The 19,723-nt window shown below is 64.8% G+C and carries 17 protein-coding genes; 8 read left to right on the plus strand and 9 right to left on the minus strand.

Features of this window, described 5'->3' with window-relative positions; translation table 11 throughout:
- Positions 1-121 precede the first annotated feature (121 nt).
- The 4 genes from ACIPUD_RS13950 to ACIPUD_RS13965 all read left to right on the plus strand — a co-directional run bounded on the left by ACIPUD_RS13950 (position 122) and on the right by ACIPUD_RS13965 (position 4,551).
- Positions 122-1,360 carry an FAD-binding protein gene (locus ACIPUD_RS13950; RefSeq protein WP_204512405.1) on the plus strand — a complete coding sequence of 413 codons (1,239 nt, stop codon included), beginning with the start codon at positions 122-124 and terminating at the stop codon, positions 1,358-1,360.
- Positions 1,357-2,679: a glycolate oxidase subunit GlcF gene (glcF, locus tag ACIPUD_RS13955; RefSeq protein ID WP_018453426.1), complete on the plus strand. Its 1,323-nt coding sequence runs from the start codon at positions 1,357-1,359 to the stop codon at positions 2,677-2,679. Before ACIPUD_RS13950 ends, glcF begins: the two co-directional genes overlap by 4 nt.
- Positions 2,680-2,778: 99 nt before the next feature.
- On the plus strand, positions 2,779-3,132 hold the full coding sequence (locus ACIPUD_RS13960) for a histone (protein WP_446480867.1): 354 nt from the start codon (positions 2,779-2,781) through the stop codon (positions 3,130-3,132).
- 414 nt (positions 3,133-3,546) lie between these two features.
- A complete protein-coding gene (locus tag ACIPUD_RS13965) occupies positions 3,547-4,551 on the plus strand; it encodes a TorF family putative porin (RefSeq protein WP_026232529.1) in 1,005 nt (334 codons plus the stop codon).
- 244 nt (positions 4,552-4,795) lie between these two features.
- On the opposite strand, the gene ACIPUD_RS13970 is transcribed toward ACIPUD_RS13965, so the two are convergent.
- Positions 4,796-6,556 carry an ABC transporter ATP-binding protein/permease gene (locus ACIPUD_RS13970; protein ID WP_446480845.1) on the minus strand — a complete coding sequence of 587 codons (1,761 nt, stop codon included), beginning with the start codon at positions 6,554-6,556 and terminating at the stop codon, positions 4,796-4,798.
- Positions 6,557-6,868: 312 nt separating this feature from the next.
- On the opposite strand from ACIPUD_RS13970, the gene ACIPUD_RS13975 reads away from it, so the two are divergent.
- Positions 6,869-8,533, plus strand: coding sequence for an L-lactate permease (locus ACIPUD_RS13975; protein ID WP_026232530.1), 1,665 nt, complete (start codon positions 6,869-6,871; stop codon positions 8,531-8,533).
- Between the two features lie 138 nt (positions 8,534-8,671).
- Positions 8,672-9,070 carry an META domain-containing protein gene (locus ACIPUD_RS13980; protein ID WP_018453431.1) on the plus strand — a complete coding sequence of 133 codons (399 nt, stop codon included), beginning with the start codon at positions 8,672-8,674 and terminating at the stop codon, positions 9,068-9,070.
- A gap of 186 nt (positions 9,071-9,256) precedes the next feature.
- On the opposite strand, the gene ACIPUD_RS13985 is transcribed toward ACIPUD_RS13980, so the two are convergent.
- The 3 genes from ACIPUD_RS13985 to ACIPUD_RS13995 form a co-directional block, all read right to left on the minus strand.
- On the minus strand, positions 9,257-10,468 hold the full coding sequence (locus ACIPUD_RS13985) for a hypothetical protein (protein ID WP_446480846.1): 1,212 nt from the start codon (positions 10,466-10,468) through the stop codon (positions 9,257-9,259).
- Positions 10,469-10,668: 200 nt separating this feature from the next.
- Complete coding sequence (gene groL, locus ACIPUD_RS13990) at positions 10,669-12,300, minus strand: chaperonin GroEL (RefSeq protein WP_446480847.1); 1,632 nt, start codon at positions 12,298-12,300, stop codon at positions 10,669-10,671.
- Between the two features lie 146 nt (positions 12,301-12,446).
- Positions 12,447-12,743, minus strand: coding sequence for a co-chaperone GroES (locus ACIPUD_RS13995; protein WP_007596954.1), 297 nt, complete (start codon positions 12,741-12,743; stop codon positions 12,447-12,449).
- Between the two features lie 313 nt (positions 12,744-13,056).
- Here ACIPUD_RS13995 and ACIPUD_RS14000 point away from each other — a divergent pair, with 313 nt between their 5' ends.
- Positions 13,057-13,578, plus strand: a complete 522-nt coding sequence (locus tag ACIPUD_RS14000) for a hypothetical protein (protein ID WP_018453434.1) — start codon at positions 13,057-13,059, stop codon at positions 13,576-13,578.
- A gap of 248 nt (positions 13,579-13,826) precedes the next feature.
- Here ACIPUD_RS14000 and ACIPUD_RS14005 read toward each other — a convergent pair whose 3' ends face one another.
- Positions 13,827-14,606 (minus strand): protein phosphatase CheZ, encoded by a 780-nt coding sequence (locus tag ACIPUD_RS14005; protein ID WP_018453435.1) that lies wholly within the window; start codon positions 14,604-14,606, stop codon positions 13,827-13,829.
- A 314-nt stretch (positions 14,607-14,920) separates the two neighbouring features.
- On the opposite strand from ACIPUD_RS14005, the gene ACIPUD_RS14010 reads away from it, so the two are divergent.
- The gene (locus tag ACIPUD_RS14010) at positions 14,921-15,721 is read left to right on the plus strand and encodes a L,D-transpeptidase (protein WP_018453436.1); all 801 of its coding nucleotides are present in this window, start codon (positions 14,921-14,923) and stop codon (positions 15,719-15,721) included.
- A gap of 73 nt (positions 15,722-15,794) precedes the next feature.
- On the opposite strand, the gene ACIPUD_RS14015 is transcribed toward ACIPUD_RS14010, so the two are convergent.
- From ACIPUD_RS14015 to hisG, 4 genes are all read right to left on the minus strand, one after another.
- Positions 15,795-16,607, minus strand: a complete 813-nt coding sequence (locus ACIPUD_RS14015) for a DUF2076 domain-containing protein (protein WP_446480848.1) — start codon at positions 16,605-16,607, stop codon at positions 15,795-15,797.
- 134 nt (positions 16,608-16,741) lie between these two features.
- Complete coding sequence (locus ACIPUD_RS14020; protein WP_446480849.1) at positions 16,742-17,587, minus strand: ChbG/HpnK family deacetylase; 846 nt, start codon at positions 17,585-17,587, stop codon at positions 16,742-16,744.
- Positions 17,584-18,645, minus strand: coding sequence for a glycosyltransferase family 2 protein (locus ACIPUD_RS14025; protein WP_204512399.1), 1,062 nt, complete (start codon positions 18,643-18,645; stop codon positions 17,584-17,586). Before ACIPUD_RS14025 ends, ACIPUD_RS14020 begins: the two co-directional genes overlap by 4 nt.
- Before the next feature lie 100 nt (positions 18,646-18,745).
- Positions 18,746-19,723, minus strand: a complete 978-nt coding sequence (gene hisG, locus ACIPUD_RS14030; RefSeq protein ID WP_018453440.1) for an ATP phosphoribosyltransferase — start codon at positions 19,721-19,723, stop codon at positions 18,746-18,748.

Consider the following 19,723-nt stretch of genomic DNA (forward strand, 5'->3'; position numbering starts at 1 on the left):
AATGCTTCGATGAGGATCGAATGTTGGCCGTGGCTCCGAGGTCGAGCCGGATCGCGCGGCAATGGCCGCTGTCGTCACGCTGCATTGATTTTGGCGGCGAATTTCGCTACCGCCTTTGCCCGTGGATACGCTCAAGGTACGAGACGCCAAAGACGTCGAAGAGGTGGTGCGCGCGGCGATTGCCAATGAGCAGCCGCTCGAGATCATCGGCCATGGCTCCAAGCGCGGCATCGGCCACGCGATGGCGACCAACGCCGTGCTCGACGTCTCCGCGCTGAATGCCATCACCGCCTACGAGCCCAACGAACTCATTGTCACGCTCCAGGCCGGGGCGCCGCTGGCCGACGTGCTGTCGCTGATCGATGCCAAGAACCAGCAATTCGCCTTCGAGCCGATGAACACCGCGCCGCTGCTCGGCACGCCCGCGCTCGGCACCATCGGCGGCATGATCGCGGCTGGCCTGGCCGGTCCGCGCCGGATCAAGGCGGGCGGCGCGCGCGACCATCTGCTCGGGGCGCATGCCGTCTCCGGTTTCGGCGACAGCTTCAAGACCGGCGGCAAGGTGGTGAAGAACGTCACCGGCTACGACCTCTGCAAGCTTCTCGCCGGTTCCTGGGGCACGCTGTCGGTCATGACCGAGGTCACGCTGAAAGTGATGCCCAAGCCGGAGGCCGAGCGGACGCTGTTGCTGCGCGGGCTCGACGATGCCGCCGCCAACAAGGCAATGACGGCGGCGCTCGGCTCGCCTTTCGATGTCTCCGGGGCCGCGCATCTGCCGACATCGGCGTTCCGGACCGAGATCGAAGGTCTCGGCGATATCGCAGGCCAGGGCGAGGCGCTGACCGCGCTGCGGCTCGAGGGCATTACCGTCTCGGCCGCCCACCGTGCCGGCTCGCTGCGCGAATTGCTGGCGCCGTTCGGAACCGCAATTCTCGTCGAGGACACGGCGTCAGCGGCGCTGTGGACCACGATCCGCGACGTCCTGCCGTTCGCGGCCAGTGGCGCGCTGGGGGCCTGGCCGGTCTGGCGGATCGTCTGCCCGCCGGCGTCGGGCGCGGCGCTCGGGACCCTGCTGGCGCGCGAGACCGGTGGCGACGTGATCTACGATTGGGGTGGTGGACTGATCTGGGCGGCGGTGCCACCGAAGCCGGACGCGCATGCTCGGGCCGTGCGCGAACGTACGAATGCCGCCGGCGGGCACGCCACGCTGATCCGGGCGGCCGAGGACATCAGGCGCGCGATCGATGTATTCCACCCGCAAGCCCCTGGCCTTGCCGCCTTGAGCGAGCGGGTCCGCGCCAGTTTCGATCCGAAGATCATCCTCAACCGGGGGCGGCTGACGCGAGGCACTGCCGCATGAAGACCGAATTCTCACTCGCGCAGCTCGCCGATCCCGACATCGCGGAAGCCGACAAGATCCTGCGCGCCTGCGTCCATTGCGGCTTCTGCACCGCAACCTGTCCGACCTATGTGCTGCTTGGCGACGAGCTCGATAGCCCGCGCGGCCGCATCTATCTGATCAAGGAGATGCTGGAGAAGGACCAGACGCCGACGGCCGAAGTGGTCAAACATGTCGACCGCTGCCTGTCGTGCCTGGCCTGCATGACGACCTGCCCCTCGGGCGTGAATTACATGCATCTGGTCGATCAGGCCCGGGTCAGGATCGAGCAGCGTTACGAGCGGCCGCTCGCCGAGCGGCTGCTGCGCCGAGTGCTGGCCTTCGTCCTGCCGCACCCGCAGCGTTTCCGCGCCAGCATGTGGCTGGCGCGGCTGGCCCGCCCGCTGGCCGCGTTCCTGCCGACGCCGCGGCCGTCGGCGACGCCCGGCCTGGTTCTGCGCCTCAAGGCGATGCTGGCGCTGGCGCCGGACCGGCTGCCGCCGCCCGGGCCCGCCGCCGGCAGTGTGTTCGCGGCACTCGGCAAGAAGCGCGGCCGGGTCGCGCTGCTCCAGGGCTGCGCCCAGCAGGTGCTGGCGCCGCGAATCAACCAGGCCGCCATCAGTCTCCTCACGCGCCACGGCATCGAGGTCGTCCTTGTCAGGGACGAGCAGTGCTGCGGCGCCCTGACCCATCACCTCGGCGACGATCAGGACGCATTGGCACGGGCTCGCGCCAATGTCGCGGCGTGGCGCGCGGAAGCGGCCGGCGAGGGGCTCGACGCCATCCTGGTGACGGCGTCAGGCTGCGGCACCGTGATCAAGGACTACGGCTATCTTCTGCGCGAAGACGCTGCGTTTGCCGCCGATGCGGCGAAGGTCTCTGCGCTCGCCAAGGACATCACTGAATACGTCGCCGGCCTTGGACTCGCGGCTACGACGCGACAGGACAACATCGTCGTCGCTTATCACTCTGCGTGTTCGTTGCAGCACGGGCAGAAAATCACGGGCCTTCCGAAAGAATTGCTTTCCAATAACGGATTCGTGGTGAAAGATGTGCCGGAGAGCCATTTGTGTTGCGGTTCGGCGGGGACTTACAACATTCTCCAGCCCGAGCTTGCGGGCCGGTTGCGCGATCGCAAGGTCGCCAACATCGCGAGCGTCAAGCCGGACATGATTGCCGCAGGCAATATCGGCTGCATGGTGCAGATTGCCAGTGGCACGTCAGTTCCGGTCGTACACACGATTGAGCTTCTCGATTGGGCTACGGGCGGGTCGCAGCCGGCATTGAACGCGCAAGACTGAGCTTTCGAAGACTAAGCTTTCGAGGGCTGAGCTTTCGTCCGGAGGTGACGGCTGAAGACACCCGATCGACCATTGTTCGGCGGCAACAGGAGGACCACGATGGCGAAAGCGAAGAAGAAAAAAAGCAAGAAGGCCAAAAAGGCCAAGAAGGCGGTAGCGGCGAAGAAGACCTCAAAGAAGGCAGCCAAGAAGTCCGCGAAGAAATCCGCGAAGAAGTCTGCCAAGAAGGCCACAAAGAAATCTGCGAAGAAGGCCGCGCCGAAGAAGGCGGCTAAGAAGACTGCGCCTAAGAAGGCCGCCAAGAAGGCTGCGAAGAAAGCGGCGCCGAAGAAGGCGAAGGCAGCTCCGAAGCCGTCAACGCCGGCAGCTCCGGCTCCCGAGCCTGCCGCCGAGACAAGCTGGGCGATGCCTTCGTCTTCTGCGGACACGACACCGGCCGAAGGACAAGGTTAGGCCCAAGGTCAGGCCAAAGGCTGGATCCAATCCGACGACCATGATCGGCAACAGGAAGGCCGCAGCGGCGATGCTGCGGCCTTTTTGCATCGGCCCGCCGGCGCGCGGGGATGATCTCGTCGGGAAGCAGCCTGATTCGTGGCACGGGCAGCACGGTACCGCCGGACCCGTACTAACGCGGGCCTCCCAGTGCACTTTGGAATGCAAATAATGTGATCGAGAAGACACACGGGCTGACAACCTTTCGTGGAATCGTCAGAACGCCCAAAAAGTCGGCAGATGCCCGCGTTTTTTGCTTCACGGTTTGCCTCACCCCATCCAGATTGCCGCAGTTACGAAATTTGCAATCAGGTCGAGCGTTCCGGGGGCTTCCGGGATCCGGCTGGGGTCTTAGAACTGGTGATGGGGATCGAAATGAAAAAAGTGGCTTTGTTGGCAACGGCGCTGGCAATGGTGACGGGCTCGGCTTTCGCGGCAGACATGCGAGTGAAGGCACTGAAGGCCCCGCCGGTGGTCGCGTTTGATCCTTGGGATATCGCCTTCGGCGGCGCCATCATGAGCGACTACATCTTCCGCGGCGTCACGCAGTCGAACCACAAGCCGTCGGTCGCGGCCTATTTCGAGCCGCGCTACAACGTCAACAAGGACCTCCAGCTCTACGTCGGCGTGTCCGCCGAGAGCATCTCCTTCGCCAATCGCGCTGCTGCTGAAGTCGACATCTACGGCGGTATCCGCCCGACCTTCGGCGCCTTCGCCTTCGATATCGGTGTCTGGGGCTACCTGTATCCGGGCGGCAGCTGCGCCGACAACGTGCTCACCGGCGGCATTCCGGGCGGCAACGTCTGCGGCGTCAGCACGACCACGATCTTCCTCGCCGACGGCAACGTCATGAAGAAGGACGTCAGCTTCGTCGAAGTCTACGGCAAGGTGAACTACACCATCAACGACAGCTTCACGGTCGGCGCGACCGAGTACTACTCGCCGAACTTCCTGAACTCGGGTGCCTGGGGCAACTACGCTTCGTTGACCGCCAAGTACACGGCGCCCAGCACGGCCTTCGGTGCTTCCGGCATGGGCATGTACGTCTCGGGTGAGTTCGGCCGGCAGTGGTTTGGTACTTCGGACGCCTTCTACGGCACCGGCGTCGGCACCGTTTTCGCCAACGGTATCCCCTACAAGGACTACAACACCTGGAACATCGGCATCGGCTTCACCTACAAAGTGTTCACGCTGGACCTGCGTTACTCCGACACCGACCTGAACAAGGGTGATTGCAACGCCTTCACCAGCGCCTTCAACGCCACCGGCACCACCAACGTCACCGCGATCAATCCGGGCGGCGCTGGCTCCAACTGGTGCGGCGCGGCCGGCATTGCCAAGCTGTCGTTCGACCTGACGGCCATGAGCAACCTGAAGTAAGCTTCTTCCCGAAGCGACTTGATGAGGGCGGCAGGGCAACCTGCCGCCCTTTTGCTTTGGGGCTTTGGGGCGTAGGCCAGGGGCCCGCATGGTTCGAGACGCAAGCCTCCGGCGGGCTCCTCACCATGAGGGGTCACAGATCTCACCGCGAGGACAGACCTCATCCTGAAGGCCCGCCAAAGGCGGGCGTCTCGAAGAATGGCCGCAACGAACGGCCATAGCCTCAGGGCTTCGTCGGGCCGTCTCAGCGTGCCGCGCTCGGCTCCTTCTCGACCGGCACACCACCGTCACCGAGGACGTGGATCGCGCCGTGCTTCACCATCGTCACCTTGCGGGTATGGAAGGCTTCCAGCGTCGAGCGGTGGCCGATCGAGACGAGGGTGGCCTGTGGCAGCTTCTCCGCCAGCAGCCGGTACAGGCGGGCCTCGGACGGCTCGTCCAGCGAGGCCGTGGCCTCGTCCAGGAACAGATAGTCCGGCGCGTGCAGCAGCGCGCGGGCGAGCCCGAGGCGCTGCTGCTCGCCCAGCGACAGCATCCGGTTCCAATGACCGTCCTCCTCAAGCCGCTCGGCGAGGTCGGGCAGGCCGACCGCGATCAGCGCGTCCCTGACGCGTGCAGTTTCGAATGCGCCCGGCGCGGCCGGATAGACCACCGCGTCGCGCAGCACGCCGACCGGGAAATAGGGGCGCTGGGGCAGCATCATCAGCTTCGCTTTTTCCGGGACGAAGATGGTGCCGGTGCCGAACGGCCAGATGCCGGCGATGGCGCGGAACAGCGTCGACTTGCCGGAGCCCGACGGTCCGGTCACCAGCACGCGCTCCGGCGTCTGGACGGAGAAGGCGTCGGTGGCGACCAGCGGCGTGCCGCTCGGCAGGTTCACGCAGAGCTGTTCGAGGGTGATATTGCGATTGCCGCCGGCCTTGAGGGCGATCGCAGGCTCGTGCGGCGGCAGGTGCGCGGCCGCATCGACCGACATCTCGAAGCCGTCGAGGCGGGCGACGATCGAGCGCCATTCCGCCAGCGATCGGTACGCCGTGACGAAGAACGACAATGCGCCCTGTACGCTCGAGAAGGCGGAGGCGGTCTGCATCATGTCGCCAAGCTGGATCTTCTTGGCGAAGAAGGCCGGCGCCACCAGCACGTAGGGAAAGATCACGGCGGCCTGCTGGTAGCTCGCGGTGAACGCGGTGAGGCGCTTGGTGCGGCTCATGATGGCATACCAATTGCCGATCACGAAGCCGAAGCGGTCCAGCAGCCGGCCGCGCTCGGCGCCTTCGCCCTTGAGCAGCGCGATCTGCTCGGAATTCTCGCGGACGCGGACGAGGTTGAAGCGGAAGTCGGCCTCGAAGCGCTGCTGCTCGAAATTGAGATTGACCAGCGGGGCACCGATCCAGTGCGTCAGCGCGGTGCCGAAGATCGCGTAGACCAGCGCGCCCCAGCACAGATATCCGGGGATCATGAGGTCGGCGCCGAACAGGTGCAACGGCGCAGCGTTGGAAAGCCCCCAGAGGATGATCACGAAGGAGAACAGCGTCACGATCGACGAGAGCAGGCCGAGCCCGATGGTCAGGGTCTGCTCGACGAAGTTCTTGACGTCCTCGGTGATGCGCTGGTCCGGGTTGTCGGCCGCATCGCCCTTAAGCTGCATGCGGTAGTGGGTGGCGCCTTGCAGCCATTCGCCCAAATAGTGCCGGGTCAGCCATTGCCGCCAGCGGATCTGGAGCCACTGGTTCAGGTACAGCTTGTAGACCGCCAGCGCGATGAAGGCGGAGGCGAGGCCGATGAAGATCCAGATCTCCCTGACGAAGCTATCCCAGTCACTTGCCTGCAGTGAGCTGTAGAACCGGTTCTGCCATTGATTGACCAGGACGTCGATCGCGACCAGCGCCAGCTCCATCGCGATGACTGCGGCAAGCAGGCCGCGGCCGGCCCATTTGTCCTCCGACCGGAAATAGGGGGCGGCGATTCGCCAGACGATCGCGAGCGTGGCGCTGATGTTCTTCACAGAGCTCTGTCTCCTGAGGGATGTGCACAACTGCCCGGGGCCAAAGACTTGGGACGACGGCGGAAATCGGCGCGCTTAGACTAAAGTCGCAAGTCCTGCAATTTGCGTTGGCTTGTCGCAGCTTGCAACCCTAGCATGGGGCTCGATGGCGCGGGGTGGGGGCCTTCGGGATTTCGCGAGCTTGTGAGCGGACGGGAACCGCTGCATTCGCGAGGAATTCGCGTCCGGCTCGGGGGTTATCGCTTCAGCGTCAAGCAGGATCGGCTGTCCACGCGGGCCGCCTGCAGCACACATGCGTGGGGGAGGAAGATCATGTGGAATCAAGTTTATGACCCGTTGCACAGCCCCGTGCTGTCGACGATCGCGGCGGCAGTCCCTGTCGTCACATTGCTGGTCCTGATCGCGAGCGGACGGGTCCAGGCTCATATCGCAGCGGTCATCGCTGTGATCGTGGCCAATTTGATCACGATCTTCGTCTTCACCATGCCGGCGAACATGTCGATCCGCGCCTCGGTGCTGGGCATCGTCACCGGGTTCTTCCCGATCGGCTGGATCGTTCTCAACGTCATCTTCCTCTACCAGGTGACGGTGAGCACCGGGCGCTTCGAATTGCTCAAGCGCGCGGTCGGCGGCGTCACCGAGGACCGGCGGCTGCAATTGCTGCTGATCGCGTTCTCGTTCGGCGCCTTCTTCGAAGGCGCCTCGGGCTTCGGCACGCCGGTCGCGATCACGGGCGCCGTCCTGATCGGCCTCGGCTTCTCGCCGCTTGCAGCAAGCGGCCTGTCGCTGATCGCCAACACCGCGCCGGTCGCTTATGGGGCGCTGGGCACGCCGATCCAAGGCCTTGCCTCGGTGACCGGGCTTGATCCCTACATCCTCGGCGCGATGGTCGGCCGGCAATTGCCGTTCTTCTCGCTGATCGTGCCGTTCTGGGTGGTGTGGGCGTTCGCGGGCTGGAAGGGCATGAAGGACGTCTGGCCGGCGATCCTGGTCACCGGCGTGTCGTTCGCGGTCCCGCAATTCGTGATCTCGAACTACGTCAATCCCTGGATCGTCGACATCGGGGCGTCGCTGATCTCGATGGGGGCGCTGATCCTGTTCCTGAAGGTCTGGCAGCCCAGGCAGCTCTGGCTGTCGCCGGCGCTGCGCGGCCGCGATGAATCGGCCGCCACCATGGCCGCGGCAAAACCGATGGACAAGACGCCGCTGACGCAGAGCGAGCTGTTCAGCGCGCTGCTGCCGTGGATCATCGTCTGCATCGTGATGCTGATCTGGGGCAATGGTGGATTCAAGACCTGGGCGAACTCGATCTTCACCTGGAACTATCCCGTTCCCGAGCTGCATCAGATGATCAACAAGATGCCGCCGGTCGCGCCGGGGCCGACGAAAGAGAGCGCGGTGTTCGGCTTCACCTATCTCTCGTTCACCGGCACCGGCATGCTGATTGCGGCGATCATCTCAGGCTTCCTGATGGGCGTCGGTCCTGGCCGGCTCTTGACGGAATACGGGCGCACCATCCGGCTTTGCGCGATCTCGCTGATCACGATCTCGGCGATGCTCGCGATTGGCACGCTGACGCGGCTCTCCGGCGTGGACGCGACGCTCGGTCTCGCCTTTGCTGCAACCGGCGTGCTCTATCCCTTCTTCGGCACGCTGCTCGGCTGGTTGGGCGTGGCGCTAACGGGATCGGATACCGCTTCCAACGTTCTGTTCGGAAATCTTCAGAAGATCACCTCCGAGCAGCTTGGTCTGTCGCCGATCCTGATGGCTGCGGCGAACTCGTCCGGCGGCGTGATGGGCAAGATGATCGACGCCCAGTCGATCGTGGTCGCGTCCACCGCGACGAATTGGTACGGGCACGAGGGCACGATCCTGCGCTTCGTGTTCTGGCACTCGATCGTGCTGGCCTCGTTGGTCGGCGTGTTCGTGACGCTGCAGGCCTATGTCTGGCCGTTCACGGCGATGGTCCTGAAGTAGCAGGCCACGCCCGGCTTCAAGCCAAATCCCCGCGAGGTTGCTCCTCGCGGGGATTTTTGCGTGGCCCATGGGCGAACCTTCTCAACGGCGCCGCCGTCTTATAGAAGGTGCCGCAAATCACGTCGGTCGAGAGGTCTCATGGTTTCGTTCAGGCAGATGGTGTGTGCGGCGGTTGCAACGCTCGCGATGTCCACGCTCGCGCGTGCGGAGGACGGTTTTCCGTTCGGCACCGAGATGACGCTGGAGGCGCTGCCGCAGCCGGGCTCGAAGCGGATTCCGAACATCGAGATCGGCGACAATGGCGAGGTCGTGCTGGAGCTCTGGTGCAAGGGCGGCAAGGGCCAGTTCTCGGTTGCCGGAAACACCGTGATCTTCGTCCCCGGCCAGATCCAGGACCGCTCCTGCCCGCCGGCAAGGGCCCAGGCCGACGACGATCTCGTTGCAGCCCTGGGCAGTGTCGAGACCTGGAAGCGCCAGGGTGACGTGCTCACGCTCGTCGGCCCCAAGCCGCTGCGCTTTCGCGTCAACGGCAATTAGCCCTGCTGTCATTCCCCGCGACCCGGCTACGCCAAGGCTTCGCCGGGGTTGAGGTCCAGAGGCGCCGAAGCTTTAGCACAGGCGGCAAGCGGGGAATCCAGTACGCCGCGGCTTCTCGATTCATCAAAACCTTCTCGGAGTACTGGATCGCCCGATCAAGCCGGGCGATGACCTGTGCGGGCTACATCACTTCCACACAGACTTGTCGGCGTCCCAGCGCTGGCCTTTCAGCTCCTTGGCGAGCGCCTCGACCGAACCGTTGTCGTCGGGCTGATCGCCTTCCTCGTCCGCGGTCGCTTCGTCCGAGAGATTGAGCTTGGCGCCGCTGCTCTCGTCAGTGGTCGTGGTCGCGGGACTCCCGATCCAGAGCATGAGCTTGTCGGTCGTGCCGGGCTTGTCGGGCGAGACGAGACCCGCAACCTCGATCGTGTCGGTGAGCTCGAGCGCGGGAAAGTCCTGGTTCGGCCGCTTGAACACCAGCTTGAGCTTGCCGGTCGCCGGGTTGAAGCTTTGCGAGACCGGCTTTGCCGCGAGCGTCCTGCTCAGCACGCCAGCCACCGCGGCCGCGAGCTTGTCGCGGTTGATCTTGTCGCCGTCGCGCCAATCGGCGGCGGGAATGCGGATGGTGCGGTCCATCTCGGTCATGCCCGCGGTCCAGCCCGCGGCGGTGACGCCGGGCGTCGCCTTGAATTTCGCCAGCAGCGCGCCGGCGCGCTCCGGATCGACCGACATGTTGATGGTCTGCTCGCCTGCGCGTAGCGCGTCGCAGCCGACGGTGAGACTCGCCAGCGTCACCTCGACGTCCTGGCCCTTCAGGCTCTTCAGGAACTCGGTCGCGGCATCCAGCTTGACCTTGACCGCGATCGCTTCCGGCGAGACGTCGGTGAAATCCTTTGGTTGGGGCGTGATGCCGTCGTCGGAGGTCTGGTTGTCGAGGAATTCCTTCTCGCTGAGATCGGAATTGTCGGGCGAGGTGACCTCGGTCACGGTCTGGCCAATGCTGATCTGGCCGCGGAATTCAAACGTGTCTCCGGCCTGTTTGCGCAGCAGCTTGACGGTGACCGGCGCCTTCGCGCCGAGGCTCTGCGTCGTACCCGTCAGGTTCTGGCCCGCGACCTGGAGATTGACGACGAAGCGGTCCTTGCGGTCGGAATTCTTCGCGACGGGATAGCAGACGTCGAGCACGGCTGCGGTGACGGTCTTGCCCTGGCGTGTCTCCTTCAGGATCACGTCGGCATTGCCGTCCATCAACCCGTCGATCGAGGTGAAATAGCGCGTCTCGACGCCGCCGGGCGCCGTGGCCTTCGGCGCCAGCTTCATCTGGGCGGATGCGACCTCAGGCGAACCTGCAAGCAGAGCCGCCAGAACGGCCGTGGAGCAAAACACAAGCGCGCGCATTGACGAAATCCCTGAGGCAATGGGGGCATGACCCGGAAAGTGTGAAGCGGTTTTCCGCTGAGATCAGGCCCAAACAATTCGAATCGGGCGTCACCGTAGTGGGTTTTGGCCGCCGGTTGAATTGGAAAGCACGGGTCATGATCGGCAAAAAGAAGGCCGCCCGGAGGCGGCCTTCGCAACACTGCAATGGAACGGACGGCTTAGAAGCCGCCCATGCCGCCACCGGCCGGCATGCCGGAGGCGGCTTCCTTCTTCGGCGACTCCGCGACCATGGCCTCGGTGGTCACCAGCAGGCCGGCGATCGAGGCGGCGTCCTGGAGCGCGGTGCGCACCACTTTGGCGGGGTCGATGATGCCCTTCTCGACCATGTCGACATACTCCTCGGTTTGGGCGTCGAAGCCGAAGGTCTCGGACTTGTTCTCCAGGATCTTGCCGACGACGATCGAGCCTTCTACGCCCGCGTTCTCGGAGATTTGGCGGATCGGGGCTTCCAGTGCCTTCAGCACGATGTTGATGCCGGCCTGGACGTCGGCATTGGCGTTGGTCAGACGGCCGACCGCCTTCTTGGCGCGGAGCAGCGCGACGCCGCCGCCGGGGACGATGCCTTCCTGCACCGCGGCGCGCGTGGCGTTGAGCGCATCCTCGACGCGGTCCTTCTTCTCCTTGACCTCGATCTCGGTGGCACCGCCGACGCGGATCACCGCGACGCCGCCTGCGAGCTTGGCGAGGCGCTCCTGGAGCTTCTCACGGTCGTAATCCGAGGTGGTTTCCTCGATCTGGGCCTTGATCTGGCCGACGCGGGCCTCGATCTCGGGCTTCTTGCCGGCGCCCTTGACGATCGTGGTGTTCTCCTTGTCGATCACAACCTTGCCCGCGCGCCCAAGCATCTTCACCGTCACGCTCTCGAGCTTCATGCCGAGGTCTTCGGAGATCAGCTGGCCGCCGGTGAGGATCGCGAGGTCCTCGAGCATGGCCTTGCGGCGGTCGCCGAAGCCCGGCGCCTTGACGGCGGCGACCTTCAGGCCGCCACGGAGGCGGTTGACGACCAGGGTGGCCAGCGCCTCGCCCTCGACGTCCTCGGCGATGATGACGAGCGGCTTGCCCGACTGCACCACGGCTTCCAGCACGGGCAGCATGGCCTGCAGGCCGGACAGCTTCTTCTCGTGCAGGAGGATGTAAGCGTCCTCGAGCTCGGCCGTCATCTTCTCGGGGTTGGTGACGAAGTAGGGGCTGAGATAGCCGCGGTCGAACTTCATGCCCTCGACGATGTCCACCTCGGTGTCGAGTGACTTGTTCTCCTCGACGGTGATGACGCCCTCGTTGCCGACCTTCTGCATCGCCTGCGCGATCATCTTGCCGATGGCGGCGTCGCCGTTGGCCGAGATGGTGCCGACCTGGGCGACCTCGGAAGAGGCGGCGACCGGCTTGGCGCGCTTCTCGATGTCCTTGACGACGGCCGCGACCGCGATGTCGATGCCGCGCTTGAGGTCCATCGGGTTCATGCCGGCGGCAACCGACTTGGCGCCTTCGCGGACGATGGACTGGGCCAGCACGGTCGCGGTGGTGGTGCCGTCGCCGGCGAGGTCGTTGGTCTTGGAGGCGACCTCACGCACCATCTGGGCGCCCATGTTCTCGAACTTGTCCTCGAGCTCGATCTCCTTGGCGACGGTGACGCCGTCCTTGGTGATGCGGGGCGCGCCGAACGACTTCTCGATGAGCACGTTGCGGCCTTTCGGGCCGAGCGTCACCTTGACGGCGTTGGCGAGAATATCGACGCCGCGCAGCATGCGTTCGCGCGCGTCTCCGGAAAACTTGACGTCTTTGGCAGCCATGGTCTGCAATTCCTCTTCTTTTTTCGTGATGTGTCTTGCTTATTGGGCCGCCTCATTCCGGGGTCCGCGATCGAACCCGGCGGAATGATGCATGCCCGGATCGAGTGACCCGGGCATGCATTCAGCGGCCGTTCAGGCGTCTGGCCTTAGGCCATCACGCCCATAATGTCCGACTCCTTCATGATCAGGAGCTCATCGTTGTCGATCTTGACCTCGGTGCCCGACCACTTGCCAAACAGCACACGGTCGCCGACCTTGAGGTCGATCGGGATCAGCTTGCCGGCCTCGTCGCGGCCACCGGGGCCGACGGCGACGACTTCGCCCTGGGACGGCTTTTCCTTGGCCGTGTCCGGAATGATGATGCCGCCCTTGGTCTTTGACTCGGCGTCGATACGTTTGACCACGACACGGTCATGCAGCGGACGAAATTTGGATTTAGTCATGACGTTTCCCTTTGGAGGCTCGCTTCGGAAGGAGAGGAAGTGGGCGGGCGGCGCTTCCGTCCACCCTTCCCGAGGATCGATCGGCGCGCGTTAGCAATCCATCTTTCAGAGTGCTAATGGTGCGCCCGGGAATATGGCTTGGCCGCGATCCTGTCAAGCAAAGGTGGTTAAGCGATTGGTGAGACGGATATAGGATGGTGACATTGGAAACTTGTTCGGGGTGCCGGCGTATTAAAGGACGTCATTGCTCCGGCAGCGGTTTTGCGCTTGGCTGCGTAAGGGGTGCGGCCATGGTTTTGTCCGGGGGAATGCCATGATCAGTTCAGCTCACGCGCGCACGGTCGCCAATCTGGCGGCGGCTTCTTGCCTGGCGCTGCTGCTTGGTGCCTGCGGCGGCGGCATGAGCCTGCCGTCCTTTTCTTCGTCCTCACCGCCCCCCGAGGCCGAGCCCGGCACCGGTCCGGAAATGCCCGCGTCGATCCGCGCCGACGAGATCGTCGGGCGCTGGGGCCTGGCCTCGTTCCAGAACCCGGCCGACCGCGCCCGCACCGAGGCTGCCGCCCGGGCCCAATGCAAAAATCCTTACGTGATCACGGCCGGCTCCTCCGGCGGCGTGATCATGCATCTGGCCGACCAGGCAACACCGCAGGAGCTGCGCCTGAAGGGCTCGCCGAGCGGCAAGAACTATATCGGGCCGGCGGGTCCGACGCCCGGCGACCAGGACCGCGAGATCGTCTCCTTCGACGGCCGCGTCCTCATCACCCGCTTCATCGACAAGGACGCCGCCACCCGCTACGGCAACATGGTCTACGTCCGCTGCGCGCCGAGGGCGTAGTCTCTATCCTTCGTCATGCCCCGCGACCCGGCTACGCCAAGGCTTCGCCGGGGTTGAGGTCCAGGGGCGCCGAAGCTTTAGCGTAGGCGGCAGGCGGACATCCAGTACGCCGCGGCTTCTCGGCTCAATCATTGCCGTCTCTGGAATACTGGATCGTCCGCCTGCGCGGACGATGACAGCGGGGACGATAGACAACAAAAAAACGCCGGCTTGCGCCGGCGTTTCGTTATTCAGAGCGTCGCGTCCGTTCAGTCGAACAGCGCGTCGATGTCGTCCTGCGAGGCGTGGCCGACGTCGCCTGCGAGCTTCGGGCCGTTGAGAAGCTTGTCGTCATCGCTGCGGGTGTCGACCTGCGGCACGACGTGGGACTTGATCGCGTCGACGCCGCCCCAGATTTCCATCATGGAATTGATGTGCTGCTCGATGAACTTCATCGTGCTCATGACCTTGCTGATGCGCTGACCAGTCAGGTCCTGGAAGTTGCAGGCTTCGAAGATCGAGATGACGCGTTCCTGGATATCGTCGGCGAGCCGCTTCTGCTGGTCGGCCGATTGCACCTTGGCCATCGCGCTGGCCGCCTGGTCGATCGACTCGGCGGCTTCGAGGATCTGCTGGGTCGCCTGTTCGGTACCGCCGACGACCGCGCCGAGCTCGCCATTGACCTTGGCCATTTCGCCGCCGTCGAAGCTCTTGCCATGCAGTGTCGCGATCTCGCGCTTGGTGCGGTCGATGGCGTCGTGGATGAGGTCGAGCTCGACCTTCAGCTTCTCGCACTGCTCGATCTGCGCCCGGTAAGTATCGAGCATGGTACGGGCTTCGGAGAGCTCGTGGGCGGTGGAGGCGTCGATCGCCGCCATGGCGGCGCTGCCGGACAACGGCGCGGTGCCCTTCGCCATCTGCGTGCGGATCGCACGCAACTCGGCCATGATCTCGCTATGCATCGGCGCAGCCTCCTCAATCATTTCGGGGCTGGGCATCTCGCCGACAATAGCCTCCTCGACACGAAAACGTTTGCGGTGAATAGCCATCAAGAACTCCCCCCACCTCACTCACGCGTCTTTGTAGGCAGAAGCGATTTAACACGAAGTTCACAGCCGGAACTGTCGTACGGCTGTGCGCGACGGCTTGCAAACGAGCGATTAACCATGCGTGCGCGGCGTTCATCGAAAATAAACGCTGATCGCCAAATTGCGCCGCTGCCGACGACGTGGTGAATCGAAATGGCGTTTCCGTTTACCAAACAAAACGGCTTTTGCTCTTTATTGACCACGTCGCGGGTGCGGATCAGCCATCACCTCGCCACGACGCATGTGATCTAGACGAAACAGTACAGAGTACGTCGATGTTCAAGAAAATGTCTGTTGCGCTGCTTGGCAGCGCTTGCACCTTCCTTGCCGGCGTCAACAGCGCCAGCGCCTTCGACAATAGCGTGCCGAACGATCCGCCCGCGGTGCTGTACCAGCCGCAGGTGCCGCCTGCGCCGGTTCGCGTCGCGTCCAATTCGAACATGGGCGGCGGCTTCATCGAGTTTATCTTCGGTGACGGGCCCGGTCGCGGTCCGGCCTACGCTCCGCAGCAGCCGGTGTATCAGCAGCAGCCAGGTTATTATGACCAGCGCCGCCTGCCGCCGATGGGCGAACCGCAGATGCAGGACGCAGGTCTCCAGCAGGAGGCGGTCGACCCGCGGCAGCGTCAGTTCGATCCGAAATTCGAGAAACAACTCGTTGACTATAGCGGCAACGAAAGCGCCGGCACGATCGTGGTCGATACGCCGAACAAATTCCTCTACCTCGTCGAGGGCAACGGCCGCGCGATGCGCTACGGTATCGGCGTCGGCCGCCCCGGCTTCACCTGGTCCGGCGTGAAGTCGATCACGGCCAAGCGCGAATGGCCGGCCTGGACGCCGCCGGCGGAAATGATCGCGCGCCGTCCTGACCTGCCGAGGCATATGGAAGGCGGCCCCGAAAATCCGCTCGGTGCGCGCGCGATGTATCTCGGCTCGACGCTCTACCGTATCCACGGCTCCAACGAGCCTTGGACCATCGGTACCAACGTCTCCTCGGGCTGCATTCGCATGCGCAACGAGGACGTCATCGATCTCTACGGCCGCGTCAACGTCGGCACCAAGGTCGTGGTGATGTAGGCGCATAGCGCTCGGAACCAAAAACGGCCGCCTCATCGGCGGCCGTTCTCGTTTGGAGCAAGGATAAGAAGCGTCAGGCGTAATCGCTGCCGCCATCGTCGCCGCCGCCGAAATCGCCGTCGTCGGCGAGGTCGACATTGCCGCCGTCATTGTCGTTCTGATCGTTGTAATTCTGGTCGTCGTTCGAAGCGTGGTCGGCGAAGCCCTGCCGGGAAGCATCACCGCGGTTCGAGCCGATGTCATCGAGGCCGGCATCGCGCGCGAGCGAGCCGCCGGACTGATCGCTGCCGGTCCAGGGGCTGCGATCGCCCAGAGCATTGGTGTCGCCGAAGGCCTGCTGATGCGATCCGCCCATCATGCCGCGGATGCTGGAGAGCAGCAGCGAGCCGCCGACGACGCCGGCCGCGGCGGCCGCCGCCGTGCCGAGGAACGAGCCACCGCCACCGCCGATCGGCGGCGCACCATAGCCCTGACCCGGTCCTTGGCCGTAGGCCTGCCCGTACGGTGGTTGGCCATAGCCCGGCTGGGGCTGCTGCATCGCCCGGCCGCTGTTCCAGACCGGCCGCGAGTCACGCGGCGGCACGTTCGGAACCGAGCCGCGCGACGGGCCCCCGCCGAATAGCGTGTCGCGCATGGTGTCCAGGAAACCGCCGGACTGCGCCTGCTCGGGCGCCTGCGCCGCCTCCAGCTCTTGGATGCGGTTGTGAGCACGCTTCAGCGCCTCGTCCTGCAACAGCACGGTCTGCACCAGCGCATAGATGGCGCCGGGCGCCTTGCGCAGGCCGTCGGAGATCGCGGCGATCGCGTCGGGATCGCGCGGTGCATTTTCCAGTTTCGAAAGCCGGTCGAAAAGCTCGTCGACGAGCTGGCGTTCCTGCGGCGTCATGGTCAGTCTCCCTCGCGCAAAACAAGCGCGAGGCAGATGTAGGGTTCCATTGTGGCCCCAACAGTGCCGGCTGGATTAAATTTCGGTATGCGACAAGCTGCCCGCGGGCGGCTTTCTCGCAAACTTGGCCGGTTTTACCGCAGCGTGACGCCGCTGTCCGTCAGCAGGCGTGCAAAGGCATCGCCGGCGAGATAGGCGTGCTCGCGTTCGCGGACATCCGTCATCGGGTCGAGCCCGGTGAGAATTTCGTCGACGAAGCCGGGATGACACATCACGAGGCCGCCATCCGGCAGGCCTTCGAGAAATTGCCGCATCAGCTCGCCGAAATCGGCCGCCTGCGTGAAATCATAGGCGCCGGCGAAGCCGGGATTGAAGCTGAGGCCCGCGCTGCCGGCACGGCGGCGGAATTGCGCGCTGAGAATGTCGAGCACCATGGCTTTCGGTGAGGCCAGCCGCTGCATCAGCGGCAGGTCGCGGCCGCCCTGGCGCACCCAGGCTTTTGGCGCGACTTCGCTCACCGCATCGACAAAGCCGTCGCGCACCTGCGGGTAGAGCTGCACATGCTGATGGCCGTCGACGAAGTCAGGCGCGCGTCCGAACGCTTTCGCGAAGGCTGCGAGCTGCGCCTTGACCTCGTTGCGAAAGAACTCGCGGTCGAGCCTTCGGGCAAGACCCGCGCGCAGCAGCTTCGGAAACGGGAGAAACATGTCGCCGTCGAGCGGACGGAAATGCATGGTGAGCGGCCGGAACGGTGCCGACAACGTCACGTGCAATCCGATCGCGCAGCGTGGGCTCGCTTGCGCTGCCGCCTGGAGCGCCTCGATCTCGCTGCGCTCGACCGCAGGTCCCACCATCATCACCGAGGTAGCGTTGAGACGGCCGCGTTCGATCAGGTCGCGGATGGCGCGATTGACGCCCGGGCTGATGCCGTAATCGTCGGCGCAGAGCCAGATCCGCCGCAGCGGCGCGGCCGCGCTCATTCGGCCGCCGTCCTCTTCGCGGCGTCCAAGCTTGAAGCGTCCTGGGCCTTCTCGGTTTCGAAATGCTTTTCACTGTGCTCGGCGACGAAGTAGATCGGGCGCGCCTTCAGCTCGGAGAGGATCTTGCCGATATATTCGCCGACGATGCCGATCATGATGAGCTGCACGCCGCCGATCGTCATCAGGCCGATCACGAGTGAGGGATAGCCGGGCACCTGCTTGCCGGTGGTCAAGACCTCCCAGAGGATCGACAGACCGAACAGGAACGCTCCGCCGGCGAGGATCACGCCGAGCAGGCTGGCGAAGCGCAGCGGCGCCACCGAGAACGAGGTGACGCCTTCGATCGAAAGACCAAGCAGGCGTGCGGCGCTGAAGGTCGTCACGCCATGGGTGCGCGGCGCGGGCTCGTAATCGACGCGGATCTGGCGGAAGCCGATCCAGCTCGCGAGGCCCTTGAAGAAGCGGTTGCGCTCGGGCAGCTGCCTCAGTGCTGCGACCGCGCGCGGCGACAGCAGGCGGAAGTCGCCGGCGTCTTCGGGAATCTTCTGGCGCGCGCCCCAATTGATCAGCGCATAGAAGCCGCGTCCGGCGAGCCGCCGCAGGAAGGGCTCGTTGTCGCGATGCGCCTTGGCGGTATAGACGACGTCGTAGCCGTCCTCGATCCAGTGCCGCACCAGTCGCTCGACCAGCGACGGCGGATGCTGGCCGTCGCCGTCCATGAACAGCACCGCGCCGAGCCGGGCATGGTCGAGGCCGGCCATCAGCGCGGCCTCCTTGCCGAAATTGCGCGACAGCGACACCACCTGGACGTCGACCGCGTCGGCCGGCAGCGAGCGGGCGATCGACAGCGTCGCGTCCGCGCTGCCGTCATCGACATAGACGACCTCGCAAGCCAAGCGATAGCGCTCCCGCAAGGTCTTTGCGAGATCGCAGATGCGCTGGTGCAGGGCGGCGAGGCCCGCGGCTTCGTTGTAGAGCGGGACGACAATCGACAGCCCCTTCGCGGCGGCGCTTGCCGCGTTGGTCGTCATGCCGGAAACGTCAGAGCCCAGCGTCATCGATCAAGGTTCCAGAGGCGTTCAAGGTCATCTCAACAGCATATGGTAGCTGCCGTTTGCTGTCGCTACGCTGAACGGAATTGCTCAACAAACTTTGGGCTCACTGCCGCAGGAACGCCTCGAGCCTGGCGAACAGCGGGTTCTCCCGGTCGAACACGTAATCCAGCGAAACCACCGAGACGGTCTCGGCGCCATGCCCGCGCAGGAAGCTCGCGAGTGCATAGAGCTGGCCCGGCGGGCAGTGCAGCGTGAGCATGCCTGACGAGGTCGGTCCGCCGAACGGGGCTTCGACGCCGAAGCGCTCATGGGCCTCGGTGAGCATGGCCGCGTCGCACTGGCGGAAGCGGGTGCGGACTTCGCGGTATTTGTTGGCCCGCGCCCGCGCCGCGATGTGATCGAGGATGATTCGCGCGGTCTCCCGCGCTTGCGGCGACCAATCGGCGTCCCTTGAGGCGACCAGATTGGCCTGGCTGCGCAGGATCACGCCGTCGTCGAGCACCCGCAATCCGTTGGCGGCGAGCGTCGCGCCGGTCGTGGTGATATCGACGATCAACTCGGCGCTGCCGGCGGCCGGTGCGCCTTCGGTCGCGCCCGTGCTTTCGACGATGCGGTAATCGGTGATGCCTTGGCTCTGGAAGAAGGCGCGGGTGAGATTGATGAACTTGGTTGCGACCCGCATCCGCATGTGATGCTGCTCGCGGAAGCCGGTGGTGACGTCGTCGAGGTCGGCCATGGTGCGGACGTCGATCCACGCCTGCGGCACCGCGACGACGACGTCGGCATAGCCGAAGCCGAGGCCTTCGATCAGGGAGACGCGCTTGTCGGCGTCCGCGATGGTCTCGCGCACCAGATCCTCGCCAGTGACGCCGAGATGCGCCGAGCCGCGGGACAGTTGCGAGGCGATTTCGCTCGCCGAGAGATATGCGACTTCGACATTGTCGAGGCCAGCGAGCGTGCCGCGATAGTCGCGGGCGCCGCCCGCCTTCGACAGCTTCAGCCCGGCGCGGGCGAAGAAGGCCTCGGTATTTTCCTGAAGGCGGCCCTTGGAGGGAACGGCCAGAACGAATGGCGCGCTCAT

This window comes from Bradyrhizobium sp. CAR08 (assembly GCF_052871955.1).